Annotated in this window: 14 protein-coding genes; 7 read left to right on the top strand and 7 right to left on the bottom strand. The window is 63.2% G+C overall.

What is annotated here, in order from left to right; translation table 11 throughout:
- Nucleotides 1–11 precede the first annotated feature (11 nt).
- Both LDZ21_RS01135 and LDZ21_RS01130 read right to left on the bottom strand, forming a co-directional pair.
- Entirely contained in the window at nucleotides 12–305 is a 294-nt protein-coding gene (locus LDZ21_RS01135; RefSeq protein ID WP_244793868.1) for a hypothetical protein, read from the bottom strand.
- A gap of 200 nt (nucleotides 306–505) precedes the next feature.
- Nucleotides 506–2,779 (bottom strand): NADP-dependent malic enzyme, encoded by a 2,274-nt coding sequence (locus tag LDZ21_RS01130; RefSeq protein WP_035962367.1) that lies wholly within the window; start codon nucleotides 2,777–2,779, stop codon nucleotides 506–508.
- A 557-nt stretch (nucleotides 2,780–3,336) separates the two neighbouring features.
- Here LDZ21_RS01130 and LDZ21_RS01125 point away from each other — a divergent pair.
- Nucleotides 3,337–4,023: an orotate phosphoribosyltransferase gene (locus tag LDZ21_RS01125; RefSeq protein ID WP_035962448.1), complete on the top strand. Its 687-nt coding sequence runs from the start codon at nucleotides 3,337–3,339 to the stop codon at nucleotides 4,021–4,023.
- 83 nt (nucleotides 4,024–4,106) lie between these two features.
- Here LDZ21_RS01125 and LDZ21_RS01120 read toward each other — a convergent pair whose 3' ends face one another.
- Nucleotides 4,107–4,772, bottom strand: coding sequence for a response regulator (locus LDZ21_RS01120; protein WP_244794738.1), 666 nt, complete (start codon nucleotides 4,770–4,772; stop codon nucleotides 4,107–4,109).
- Between LDZ21_RS01120 and LDZ21_RS01115 the strand changes: the two genes are divergently transcribed.
- The 4 genes from LDZ21_RS01115 (at nucleotide 4,671) to argC (ending at nucleotide 7,481) form a co-directional block, all read left to right on the top strand.
- Nucleotides 4,671–4,874, top strand: coding sequence for a hypothetical protein (locus tag LDZ21_RS01115; protein ID WP_244794866.1), 204 nt, complete (start codon nucleotides 4,671–4,673; stop codon nucleotides 4,872–4,874). The genes LDZ21_RS01120 and LDZ21_RS01115 overlap by 102 nt on opposite strands.
- Before the next feature lie 225 nt (nucleotides 4,875–5,099).
- On the top strand, nucleotides 5,100–5,690 hold the full coding sequence (locus LDZ21_RS01110) for a YbhB/YbcL family Raf kinase inhibitor-like protein (protein WP_244793867.1): 591 nt from the start codon (nucleotides 5,100–5,102) through the stop codon (nucleotides 5,688–5,690).
- Between the two features lie 141 nt (nucleotides 5,691–5,831).
- Nucleotides 5,832–6,398, top strand: coding sequence for a flavodoxin family protein (locus LDZ21_RS01105; RefSeq protein WP_244793866.1), 567 nt, complete (start codon nucleotides 5,832–5,834; stop codon nucleotides 6,396–6,398).
- A gap of 129 nt (nucleotides 6,399–6,527) precedes the next feature.
- Nucleotides 6,528–7,481: an N-acetyl-gamma-glutamyl-phosphate reductase gene (gene argC / locus LDZ21_RS01100; protein ID WP_244793865.1), complete on the top strand. Its 954-nt coding sequence runs from the start codon at nucleotides 6,528–6,530 to the stop codon at nucleotides 7,479–7,481.
- A 185-nt stretch (nucleotides 7,482–7,666) separates the two neighbouring features.
- Here the strand turns inward: argC and LDZ21_RS01095 are convergent, their stop codons facing one another.
- The 4 genes from LDZ21_RS01095 to LDZ21_RS01080 form a co-directional block, all read right to left on the bottom strand.
- Nucleotides 7,667–8,032, bottom strand: a complete 366-nt coding sequence (locus tag LDZ21_RS01095; RefSeq protein WP_035962361.1) for a response regulator — start codon at nucleotides 8,030–8,032, stop codon at nucleotides 7,667–7,669.
- Nucleotides 8,033–8,039: 7 nt separating this feature from the next.
- The gene (locus LDZ21_RS01090; RefSeq protein WP_244793864.1) at nucleotides 8,040–8,483 is read right to left on the bottom strand and encodes a hypothetical protein; all 444 of its coding nucleotides are present in this window, start codon (nucleotides 8,481–8,483) and stop codon (nucleotides 8,040–8,042) included.
- Between the two features lie 227 nt (nucleotides 8,484–8,710).
- Nucleotides 8,711–9,346 (bottom strand): LysE family translocator, encoded by a 636-nt coding sequence (locus LDZ21_RS01085; RefSeq protein WP_244793863.1) that lies wholly within the window; start codon nucleotides 9,344–9,346, stop codon nucleotides 8,711–8,713.
- Between the two features lie 69 nt (nucleotides 9,347–9,415).
- Entirely contained in the window at nucleotides 9,416–10,288 is an 873-nt protein-coding gene (locus LDZ21_RS01080; protein WP_244793862.1) for an NAD(P)-dependent oxidoreductase, read from the bottom strand.
- 100 nt (nucleotides 10,289–10,388) lie between these two features.
- On the opposite strand from LDZ21_RS01080, the gene LDZ21_RS01075 reads away from it, so the two are divergent.
- The gene (locus tag LDZ21_RS01075; RefSeq protein WP_035962357.1) at nucleotides 10,389–11,147 is read left to right on the top strand and encodes a Mut7-C RNAse domain-containing protein; all 759 of its coding nucleotides are present in this window, start codon (nucleotides 10,389–10,391) and stop codon (nucleotides 11,145–11,147) included.
- A 54-nt stretch (nucleotides 11,148–11,201) separates the two neighbouring features.
- Nucleotides 11,202–11,471, top strand: a complete 270-nt coding sequence (locus tag LDZ21_RS01070) for a hypothetical protein (RefSeq protein WP_035962355.1) — start codon at nucleotides 11,202–11,204, stop codon at nucleotides 11,469–11,471.
- Nucleotides 11,472–11,474 lie beyond the last annotated feature (3 nt).

Below are 11,474 nucleotides of genomic sequence, written 5' to 3'. Positions count from 1 at the left end.
TGGTGTCCGCGTCAAAGCATGGTCGCATCGGTCCTTCGATATTTCTCAGCGATGGAGCGCTGTGCTTCGTCGCGCGTCACTCGCTCAAAGGGCGCTGCGTGGTGTGCATACAGCAACGGCGTGCCACGTTCGATTGGCTTGACCGCCAGTCTAAAGAGCGTGCCGACCGGATATTGCTGCCGCATGCTTCGACTGCATTCGACGCGCAACGCGGTGCTGAAGCCTTGTCCCGCCAGCGGACGCACGCGGATCGCCGCAGCCGAGGCTTCGCCGAATGCGCGGAAAGTTTCAACGATGATTTCCATGCCACGGCGTCCGAAGTTTCGGGACCCGTATTTCAGCACAGCCGAAGCAATGGACCTTCACCAGACACGATAGAGCGCCAGCGGCTTCGCAACCGGCCCGGCTACTCAACGTCTGCCGCCCACAACCGCGTATCGACTCGGCGAAAAAAAACGGCGACCCGGTTCCCCGGATCGCCGTCCTTAACGCAGTTCGCTAACGCTTACTTCGCGACGCTCGCATTGGCGCTCGCCACCGCCGTCATATTGATGATCCGCCGCACCGTCGCCGCAGGCGTCAGAATATGCACCGGCTTGGCAGCACCCAACAGGAACGGCCCAACCGTCACGCCTTCCCCGCTCACCATCTTGAGCAGGTTGTACGTGATGTTCGCCGCCTCGACGTTCGGCATGATCAGCAGATTCGCCTCGCCGTGCAGCGTCGTCCCCGGGAACGACGCCTTGCGCACGCTCTCCGACAGCGCCGCATCGCCGTGCATTTCGCCATCGACCTCGAGATCCGGCGCACGCTGCGCCAGCAGCTTGCGCGCTTCGGCCATGCGCTTGCTCGATGCGCTCGGCACGCTGCCGAAGTTCGAGTTCGACACCAGCGCCACCTTCGGCTGAATGCCGAATCGCTCGATCTCGCGCGCCGCGAGAATCGTCATGTCGGCGAGTTGTTCGGGCGTCGGCGTCTCGTTGACGTAGGTATCGCTGATGAAGAGGTTCCGGCCTTGCAGCATCAGCAGATTCATCGCCGCAAAATTGTTCGCGCCTTCCGCCTTGCCCAGTACCTGCTCAACGAACTTCAGGTGATCCTGATACGTATCGATGAGCCCGCAGATCATGCCGTCGGCATCGCCGGTATGGATCAGGATCGCGCCGATCAGCGTGTTGAACTTGCGCAGCGCGGCCTTCGCGCTTTCCGGCGTCACGCCCTCGCGCGCGGCGATCTCGTGATACGCCTGCCAGCTCTTCTGATAACGCGGATCGTCTTCCGGATTCACGACCTCGAAATCGACGCCCGGCCTCAGCTTCGAGCCCATCTTCTGCAAACGCATCTCGACCACCGCCGGACGGCCGATGATGATCGGCTTCGCGATCTTCTCCAGCAGCACGAATTGCGCGGCACGCAGCACGCGCTCGTCCTCGCCTTCCGCAAACGCGATGCGCGCAGGCGCCGCCTTCGCCGCCGCGAACACCGGGCGCATCACCATGCCCGTGCGATACACCGTCGCCCCGAGCGTCTCGCGATACGCGTCCATGTCCTGAATCGGACGCGTCGCGACGCCCGAATCCATCGCAGCCTGCGCGACAGCCGGCGCAATCTTGATGATGAGACGCGGATCGAACGGCTTCGGAATCAGATACTCGGGACCGAATTCGAGTGAATGGCCTTCGTAGGCTTTCGCGACTTCATCGCCCTGATCGGTTTCTTCCGCCAGTTCCGCGATCGCGCGCACGCACGCGAGCTTCATCTCTTCGGTGATCGTCGTCGCGCCGACATCCAGCGCGCCGCGGAAGATGAACGGGAAGCACAGCACGTTGTTGACCTGGTTCGGATAGTCCGAACGGCCCGTCGCGATGATGCAGTCCGGCCGCACCTTCTTCGCTTCCTCCGGACGGATTTCCGGCTCCGGATTTGCCAGCGCGAGAATCAGCGGCTTGTCGGCCATCGTCGCGACCATTTCCGGCTTCAGCACGCCGGCGCTCGAACAACCGAGGAACACGTCGCAGCCGTGCATCGCATCGCCGAGCGTGCGCGCGTCGGTGCTCGCCTGATAGCGCTCCTTCGAAGCATCGAGACTGCCGCGGCCTTCGTAGATTACGCCCTTGGAATCGGTGACGAGCGTATTCGACTTCTTCAGGCCCAGATGCACGAGCAGATCCAGACACGCGATCGCCGCCGCACCCGCGCCCGAGCACACGAGCTTCACTTCGTCCAGCTTCTTGCCGACCACTTTCAGGCCGTTGAGAATCGCCGCCGAAGCGATGATCGCCGTGCCGTGCTGATCGTCATGGAAGACCGGAATCTTCATGCGCTCGCGCAGCTTCTTTTCGATGTAGAAGCACTCCGGCGCCTTGATGTCTTCCAGATTGATACCGCCGAGCGTCGGCTCGAGCATCGCGATCGCGTCGACGAGCTTGTCCGGGTCCGTTTCGTCCAGTTCGATATCGAACACGTCGATGCCCGCGAACTTCTTGAACAGACACCCCTTGCCTTCCATCACCGGCTTGGCCGCGAGCGGGCCGATGTTGCCGAGACCCAGCACGGCCGTGCCATTCGTCACCACGCCGACGAGGTTGGCACGCGACGTGTACTTTTGCGCGTCGAGCGGCTCATCGAAGATGGCCATGCAAGCGGCCGCGACGCCCGGCGAATACGCGAGCGACAAGTCGAGCTGATTCGACAGCGGTTTGGTCGGCGTGACCGAAATCTTGCCGGGACGGGGATTCTGGTGGTACGCGAGAGCGCTTTGCTTCAGTTGTTCGTCCATGATTGACCTGATTATCCTGAGACGTTTGGAAATTTATTCGAACAGGGTTCACAGCCTGCGACCGCTCGAACAATGAGTGGGGGTGTGAATCAATGGACCCTTGTTTTTCAGTCGCCCGGCGCGTCGGATAGACACGGCGTCGCGTCCCGCGGGGGTGAAGCGGGCGGACGAAGGCTCGATTTTTTTGGACGTTCAGTGTACACCGCGCCCTTGCAATGACGCGAAGCAGCATTGCAATGGATGTCGTGGCTGCGTTGAAGCGTCGCGCGAATCGCCGCGTGTGGCGCGCGTGGAGCCGCGGGCAAGTGGCGAATAATGCGGCGTTTGACCGAGCGGTTAACATCGGTGACAAGAGGCGCGCGGCCTCGGGTAAAATCGCCGGTTAGCCGTGCATGGGACACCGGCGCTTCAGGGCGTCGAAAGTCCCGTCGACACGCGCGCAGGGACAAGTGGAACAGTCCTTCGAAAGACGGCTCGTTTCGCGTCCCGCCCATACGCCCGGGCCTCGCGCCGCCTTCTCGCTTCTCGAAGCGTCATATCAGTCCAAGGATTCGCCCATGACAGGCTTTGATCGCCAGACGATCTCCGACACCACCGCCAAGATGCTGCTCGAAGTGCAGGCGGTTCATTTCAACGCGGAAAAACCGTTCATCTTCACGTCCGGCTGGGCGAGCCCGGTTTATATCGACTGCCGCAAGCTGATCTCGTATCCGCGCGTGCGCCGCGGCCTGATGGAAATGGCGGAAGCCACGATCCTGCGCGATGTCGGCTACGAACAGATCGATGCCGTCGCGGGTGGCGAGACCGCCGGCATTCCGTTCGCCGCGTGGATCGCCGATCGCCTGATGGTGCCGATGCAATACGTGCGCAAAAAGCCGAAGGGCTTCGGCCGCAACGCGCAGATCGAAGGCCTGCTGACCGAAGGCCAGCGCGTGCTGCTCGTCGAAGACCTGACCACCGACAGCCGCAGCAAGATCAACTTCATCAACGCGCTCCGTACGGCCGGCGCGACGGTGAATGACTGCTTCGTGCTTTTCCACTACAACATTTTCAAGGAAAGCGTGTCCGTGCTGAAAGACATCGACGTCGATCTGCACGCGCTCGCGACCTGGTGGGACGTGCTGCGCGTCGCGAAGGAGCAGGGCTACTTCGAAACCAGGACGCTCGATGAAGTCGAGAAATTCCTGCACGCGCCGGCAGAATGGTCCGCCGCGCACGGCGGCGCCACCGCAGCGCCGCAATAAACCATTTGCTGTTTTTAATGCATAAAAAAGAAAAGCCGCTGATTTCAGTCAGCGGCTTTTCTTATTCCCGCGCCAATTAACTGCTATAGCGGGTTTGGGTTGGGCAACGGTGAATCTTCAAGCGAGCCGTCGCCTGAATACGCGGAGAGATTCATTAACCCGTTACTCTGCGCATACTGAAACAACTCGGAATCCCGCTCGATGCCGAGTTTGCGCATCGCCGTGTTCTTTTGCGTGCTGATGGTCTTGATACTGCGCCGCAACTGGCCCGCAATTTCAGTAATCGTCATGCCGGACACGAAGAGGCGCACCACTTCAAGTTCGCGCTTGGACAGGATGACGCCGCGCTGCTGCCCGCTCGCGCCGATGCCCATGCTTTCGAGCGCCGCCTTCACCGATGGCCCGAGATACTCCTGCCCCCGCATGACGTGCTGGATAGCCCAGCCGATGTGGTTCATGTCGTCGGCCTTGTTGATGATCGACATGACGCCGACCTCGCGCAAACGTTTGAGCAAGGCCGGATTTTCAAGCATCGTCAGCACGACGAGCCGCACCTTCGGGAACTGGCGGCCGATGTAGCCGAGCAGCGGCATGCCGTCGCCGTAAGACCCGCCGGGCATGGCGAGGTCCGTGACCAGAACGTCGCAATGCGTTTTCTGGAGCAGCTGGACGAGTTCGGTCGACTGGCGCGCCTGCCCGACGACATCCACTTCCGGAAATTTGCTGAGTGCCTGAGTGGCGCCGAACAAAATCACCGGGTGGTCGTCTGCGATGATGACCTGTATTCGCTGGCTCATTTATTCTTCCCCAAATTCGGTTCATTGACTGCCACGCGAAACAATGTCAAATAGCTCATATTTTGGCCAACAGAGTCTGGTGTGGTGACCGCCTTCAGAAGCGCCATACAGAACGCCACTGAATTTGCGCTATAGTTTGAGTCCCAAGGATCAACCTTTTAATGCTTTGTTGCAATGTTAAACTGCATCTCCGTATGAAGCGCATCACTGAGACAAAAAACATCGTTGCAGTCGGCGAAACGCTGCTATACGCGCGAAAGCCTCTGCTTGGAGTCAGCCATGCGCGTCGCATGCCGGATCATGCGTTGGAGAAATGCTGCCGTAGTTGCTTCGAGTGCAATCAGTTTGCTGGCGATTCTGTCCTCCACACGCGTCGTGGCGGCAGAGCCGGCGTTCACCGTTTCGAGCACGGATCTCGTGCCGGGCAAACCCGTCGGCCGGGAATTGCTTTTCAACGAGTCGGACTGTAAGGGCGGCAATCGCTCTCCGCAGATTGCATGGCGCGGCGCGCCGGCGCAGACCCGTGGTTTTGCGATAACCATCTTCGACCCCGATGCGCCCGGGCGCGGCTGGTGGCACTGGGCCGTCGCCGGCATTCCCGCGAACGTCACGCGTTTGCCGGCCAATGCGAGCGCGTCCGGGGCGCTGCGCAAGCTCGGCGCGGTCGAAGCGCGCAACGACTGGGACACCGAAGGTTATGGCGGCCCGTGCCCGCCACCCGGCAAGGAGCATCGCTATGTCTTGACGGTGTATGCGCTCAATGGCAACGAAATGCGGCTGCGGCAGGGTACGCCCGCACTCATGTTCGAGCACGAAATCCGCACGATGGCCATCGCCAGCGCGCAAATCACCTTCACCCTCAAGCGATAGGCCCGTCGCGATTATTTCGCGTCCTGCGTGCGTTCGCCCCAGTAGCCGCGAATTTCTTCTTGCTAGACTGGCCGCGGGCATCGGGCCATTCGCGTCCGGCGCGCCGCGCCGTTATCGCGGACCGGCAGGCAAGAGGGAAACATGTCGAACATCATCATCGTTTATCACAGCGGTTACGGTCACACGAAGAAAGTCGCCGAAGCCGTGCTCACGGGTGCAAACGACGCCGGCGCGAACGCGAAACTGCTGCCTGTCGGCGAAATCGACGACGCCGCCTGGGCCGAACTCGACGCCGCCGACGCCATCATCTTCGGCGCGCCGACCTACATGGGCGGGCCGTCCGCCGACTTCAAGAAGTTTGCCGACGCGAGTTCGAAACCGTGGTTCGCGCAAAAGTGGAAGGACAAGATCGCGGCCGGCTTTACCAACTCGGCGACTATGAACGGCGACAAGTTCTCGACGATCTCCTATCTCGTCACGCTCGCGATGCAACACGGGATGATCTGGGCCGGCACCGGCATGATGCCGTCGAACACCAAGGCCGCGACGCGCAACGACCTGAACTTCGTCGGCGGCTTCACCGGGCTGCTCGCGCAATCCCCCGCCGATGCATCGCCTGAAGAAGCGCCGCCCGTTGGCGATCTGGAAACGGCGAAAGCGTTCGGCGCGCGCATCGCCGCCGTCACGGCGCGCTGGACCGGCCGGTAAGCCGCGCGGCGTTACGCGGGCGCATCGCGTTTGCTGCGCGCCGCGACATCAACCAGTCTCGGAAACGACTTAGAATGGCGCTTTTGCGGCAGGCGCGCGTGCGTCGTCGCCCGAACCAGCGAGATCGAGATGACCACGAAAGTATTTGTCGACGGACAGGAAGGCACCACCGGCCTGAAAATTTTCGAATATCTGTCGCAGCGCCGTGACATCGAAGTGTTGCGCATCGACGAGGCGAAGCGGAAGGACGTCGCCGAGCGGGGCCGGCTCATCAACGCGTCGGACGTGACGTTCCTGTGCCTGCCGGACGTGGCGTCGCGCGAATCGGTTTCGCTCGTCGAGCCGGGCAACGACAGAACCTGCGTGATCGACGCAAGCACCGCCTTCCGAACCGATGACAACTGGGCCTACGGCCTGCCCGAACTGTCGCGCGCGCAGCGCGAGCGCCTGCGCACGGCGAAGCGCATTGCGGTGCCGGGCTGCCACGCGTCGGCGTTCGTGTTGTCGATGCAGCCGCTAGTCGCAGGCGGGCTCGTGCCGGCGGACTTTGCCGCGCACGCGTATTCCATTACCGGTTACAGCGGCGGCGGCAAGAAGATGATCGCCGAATACGAAGCGGGCGGCGACGCACGCCTGATGAGCCCGCGCCCGTACGCGCTCGGCCTGACGCACAAGCACTTGCCGGAGATGTCGGTGCGCAGCGGCCTCGCGCGTGCGCCGATTTTCACGCCCATCGTCGGGCCGTTCCTGAAGGGTCTGGCCGTCACGACCTATTTCTCGCCCGACCAGCTCGCGCGCCCGGCCAAGCCGCAAGACGTGCGCGCCATGCTCGCCGAGTACTACGCGAACGAGCCGTTCATCCGGGTGATGCCGTTCGACGCGGAAAGCAATCTGGACAACGGCTTCTTCGATGTTCAGGCCTGCAACGACACGAACCGCGTCGATATCTTCGTGTTCGGTAACGACGAGCGTTTCGTCACCGTCGCGCGGCTGGACAACCTGGGCAAGGGCGCATCGGGCGCGGCCATCCAGTGTATGAACCTGGCCATCGGCGCGGACGAACGCGCGGGCCTTCAAAGCTGATTCCGCCGCTGTCCTGAACCAGAAAGCCGACCTCTGCGTCGGCTTTTTTCATGCACCGCAGCATGCGTGGGACAGGCGAAAAAAAGCCCGCCTAAGTGGGCGGGCTGAATCCATATCAGTGGAGACATGGAGGAGACAAGAACGACTATACCAAGAAATTTGATGCATCGCAACATTTTCGGGTTTCATGGCTGCGTCATCGACAGGATGAACTGCAATTGATCACCGGAAATCGGCTTGACGAGGTGGATGTCGAAGCCCGCCTCCTGCGTCATCTCGCGATGCTGCGGCTGTCCCCAACCCGTTAGCGCGACCAGCAGCATCGCCGCGCCATTTGGCGTGTCGCGCAACGCCCGCGCGGCGGCGAGGCCATCGACGATGGGCATGCCCAGATCGAGAATCACCACTTCCGGCGCGAACTGAGCCGCCACTTTCACCGCCTGCGCGCCGTTGGCCGCCAGCGCGACTTCGTGTCCCATGCCGTTCAGCAGATGCGCGAGACCGGTCAACGCGTCATCGTCGTCATCGGCTATCAAGATGCGCTTCGTCATGACCGCCTCACCGGGTTGCGTAGATTTCGAGCTTGAGTGTGTTCGCGCCCGCCTGCGACGCCGCGATGTCGGTGCGCGATCCGCGCGGCCCGATCGTGAAGTGCTGCCGCGCGTGTGAATTCTCGTCGTGGGTGGCGTCGGGCAGGCAAGCGGCGATGTCGGCGGCCACGCTTTGCAGCGCGTCGGCACCGGAGCCGCCGTGCGGCGTCCACGTGCATCGGTAATTCGCCGGCGATGCCGCGCACTGCGCGTCGTCGCCGTAGGACAGCGCTACCGGACGGCCGTCGATCGCCGTCAGCGACGAAAATATCGGCGATGCGGCCACGATGCGCTTCAGGGCATCGCACAGAGTCGGGGTATCGTCGGCGCGCGCGGCGATCGCGAATGACAACGTGATCACCACGCCGCAACGAAGCGCGGCAAGCACGACGCTTCGTCTGTCTGGATGCATGGGCGTCTCCTGTCGATTTCAGCCGGCTCGCGTGTCGACTCGCGCGCCGGGCTTCATCCCATGCAACGTGTCGCTGCGTTCTGCCGCGCGACAGTTGCTTTCTCGCTGTGCTCCTCGACCGCTACTATCGCCCGGGCAGCCCAAGCTGTTTGTTCGCAAGCGAATGAAGCGTGGCAAATCAAAGCAAACTGTGCTCCCGTTTGTGCAGACGTTAGCGGTCCGGAATATCAGTGCCGCAGCAGCGCCATCATTGCGCCGAAGCCGACGAATACGCCGCCCGTCAACCGGTTGAACGCCCGCGCGACGCCCTCGCTTCTCAGCTTCTCGCCGATGCGCGCGCCGAGGCCCGCATACACCGCGTACCAGCCGACCACGATGACCGCGAACGTCGGCAACATGACGGCGAACTGCGGGAGTATCGGCTGACCGGCATCGATGAATTGCGGCAGTATCGCGGCGGCGAAGACGATCGCTTTCGGATTGCTGCTGGCGACGAGAAAGCCATTGCGAAAGAGCGTCGCGGACTTGACCACGGGCGCCTGGGCAACGCCGCGCTGATCGCGCGCCTCGACGGGGCCGGCCTTCGCCCGCCAGCTTCTGACGCCCAGCCAGACGAGATAGGCGCCGCCGGCGATGCGCAACGCATCGAAGACGCGCGGCCATGCATCGAGCAGGACGTGCAGCCCCGCCGCCGATCCGGACAGCATGATGACGAGCGCGCAGAGCGATCCGGCCATCGTCGCGACGCAGCGGCGCATGCCGTAGCGCGCGGCGTGCGTCATCATGAGCAGCAGGCTGGGACCGGGAATGGCGAATATGACGAATGCGGAGGCGACGAACGGCCACCAGACTTGCAACTTCATCGCGGCAGGGAAAGAAAAGAAAGGGAGGGATTATGCCGTGTGCCCCTCCCCGGCCAGCGTGAGTGTTGTTTATCGGCCCGCGCGCCGCGCCGCGACCTGTCCGAGCACCGCGAAGTCCTTCTCGCCGTCGCCGTGCGCGAGGGCGTCGACGAGGTTGTCGCGCACCACGCTCGCGACCGGCAGCGGCACGTTGACCGCATCGCCGGCGGCGATCGCGAGGCGCACGTCCTTTAGCCCGAGCCGCGCCTTGAACAGCGCGGGCTCGTAGCGGCGCTCCGCAATCATCTTGCCGTAGCCCGCATAGACCGGCCCCGGAAACAAGGAATTGGTGATGACGTCGAGAAACGCCTGCGCCTCGATGCCGTGCCCGGTCACGAGCGCCGCCGCTTCGCCGACCGTCTCGATCGCCGAGGCCAGCATGAAATTCGCCGCGAGCTTGAGCACGTTCGCGTGCTGCGGCTGCTGACCGACGCGCCACGTCTTCTGCCCGAGCGCATCGAGCACGGGCTGCACGCGGTCGATGTCCGCATCCGCGCCCGCCGCGAGAATGTTGAGCTTGCCCGCCGCGGCGACATCCGGCCGGCCGAGCACCGGCGCGGCGACATACGCGACGCCATGCTGCGCGTGAAGTTCCGTCAGTTCGACTGCCAGCGCCGCCGAGATCGTCGCCATGTTGACGTGCACGAGCCCCTTGGGCGCATGCTTGAGCAAGCCGCCGTCGATGAGCACCGAGCGCAGCGCGTGGTCGTCGGCGAGCATGGAAAACGCTGCGTCGCCGGCGAAGGCCTGCTCGGGCGTATCGACCACGGACGCGCCCTGATCCGCGAGCGACCGCGTCTTGTCGCGCGAGCGGTTCCACACGCGCACCGAATGCCCCGCTTTCAGCGCGTTGCTCGCCATCGCGCCGCCCATTTCTCCCAATCCGATAAAACCGATATCCATGCCTGTGCTCCGCTATGAGTTCGATGATCCGTGCAACATCGCACGCCAGTAGAGCACATCGCCCCGAAGCACGCAGCGGCGGCCAATGCGATACTGCTGCATGGTCACGGCGCGCTTTCATTTCCATCACGAATTGAACGATTTCGTCGCCCGGTCGCAGAGGGGGCGCACGTTCGAATGCGCCTGTCCGCCGACATCGTCGACCAAACACATGATCGAAGCGCTCGGCGTGCCGCACACGGAAGTCGATCTGATTCTGCGCAACGGCCACCCCACCGGCTTCGACGCGCAGATTCAGCCCGGCGATCTCATCGAGGTTTATCCGCCGCATCGCGCGCCGCCCGGCATGGCCGACGGCTCGCTGCTACTGCGCGCGCCGATGAAGGCAGCGGATCTTCGCTTCATCGCGGATGCCCATCTCGGCGGCCTCGCGCAACTGCTGCGGCTCGGCGGCTTCGATACGCGTTTCGACAACAACTTCGCCGACGACGCAATCGAGCGTCTCGCGCAGGAGGAATCGCGCATCGTGCTGACACGCGATCGCGAGTTGCTGAAGCGTCGCGCCGTGCTGCGCGGCTGCTATGTGCGCGCGCTGCAACCGGACGAGCAATGGCGCGAAGTCGCGGAACGGCTCGACCTGGCGCCGCATCTGCGCGCGTTTCGCTTATGCCTGATGTGCAACGCGCCGCTGCGCCCCGCCGCTGCCGACGAAATCGACCATCGCGTGCCCGACGGCGTGCGCCAGCGCCATACGCGCTTTGTCACGTGCGATGTGTGTCATCGCGTGTTCTGGGAAGGCTCGCACTGGAAGCGGATGCGCGCGCGCATCGACGCGCTGGCCGAAGCCGCTCAGGCGTGAGCGCGCGGCCACGTACAATACGGCACATTCAAAACTGCCGCATCGGAGCATCGCGTGAACAAATTTCAACTGGAACAGACCAAGGCGTTCAAGCTCGCCAACGAACTGAAGCAAGGCGGCCGCGCGGCCATCGGCGACGCGAACGCGCCGAAGATGGATCGGCGCGAGCAGCGCAAGCTCGATCAGGCAAAGGGCCTCGTGCCCTTCGCATGCAAGCTCGACGAAAAGCTCGTCAAGCAACTGAAGGAACGCGCCGAAGCAAACGAAGGCGGCATGACCGAAGCGCTGGCCGAACTGCTCGTGGCAGCCGGCCTGCAACGCTGAGCG

This window comes from Caballeronia grimmiae (genome assembly GCF_022879615.1).
Lineage (GTDB): Bacteria > Pseudomonadota > Gammaproteobacteria > Burkholderiales > Burkholderiaceae > Caballeronia > Caballeronia grimmiae.
Note: the sequence above shows the minus strand (reverse complement) of the source record. Positions and strands in the feature narration are given on the sequence as shown.

What these genes read in the sequence shown, in the direction of transcription:
- LDZ21_RS01135 (WP_244793868.1), bottom strand. Translation starts at nt 305, where the DNA reads ATGGAAATCATCGTTGAAACTTTCCGCGCATTCGGCGAAGCCTCGGCT.
- LDZ21_RS01130 (WP_035962367.1), bottom strand. Translation starts at nt 2,779, where the DNA reads ATGGACGAACAACTGAAGCAAAGCGCTCTCGCGTACCACCAGAATCCC.
- LDZ21_RS01125 (WP_035962448.1), top strand. Translation starts at nt 3,337, where the DNA reads ATGACAGGCTTTGATCGCCAGACGATCTCCGACACCACCGCCAAGATG.
- LDZ21_RS01115 (WP_244794866.1), top strand. Translation starts at nt 4,671, where the DNA reads ATGCGTTTTCTGGAGCAGCTGGACGAGTTCGGTCGACTGGCGCGCCTG.
- LDZ21_RS01110 (WP_244793867.1), top strand. Translation starts at nt 5,100, where the DNA reads ATGCGCGTCGCATGCCGGATCATGCGTTGGAGAAATGCTGCCGTAGTT.
- LDZ21_RS01105 (WP_244793866.1), top strand. Translation starts at nt 5,832, where the DNA reads ATGTCGAACATCATCATCGTTTATCACAGCGGTTACGGTCACACGAAG.
- argC (WP_244793865.1), top strand. Translation starts at nt 6,528, where the DNA reads ATGACCACGAAAGTATTTGTCGACGGACAGGAAGGCACCACCGGCCTG.
- LDZ21_RS01095 (WP_035962361.1), bottom strand. Translation starts at nt 8,032, where the DNA reads ATGACGAAGCGCATCTTGATAGCCGATGACGACGATGACGCGTTGACC.
- LDZ21_RS01090 (WP_244793864.1), bottom strand. Translation starts at nt 8,483, where the DNA reads ATGCATCCAGACAGACGAAGCGTCGTGCTTGCCGCGCTTCGTTGCGGC.
- LDZ21_RS01085 (WP_244793863.1), bottom strand. Translation starts at nt 9,346, where the DNA reads ATGAAGTTGCAAGTCTGGTGGCCGTTCGTCGCCTCCGCATTCGTCATA.
- LDZ21_RS01080 (WP_244793862.1), bottom strand. Translation starts at nt 10,288, where the DNA reads ATGGATATCGGTTTTATCGGATTGGGAGAAATGGGCGGCGCGATGGCG.
- LDZ21_RS01075 (WP_035962357.1), top strand. Translation starts at nt 10,389, where the DNA reads ATGGTCACGGCGCGCTTTCATTTCCATCACGAATTGAACGATTTCGTC.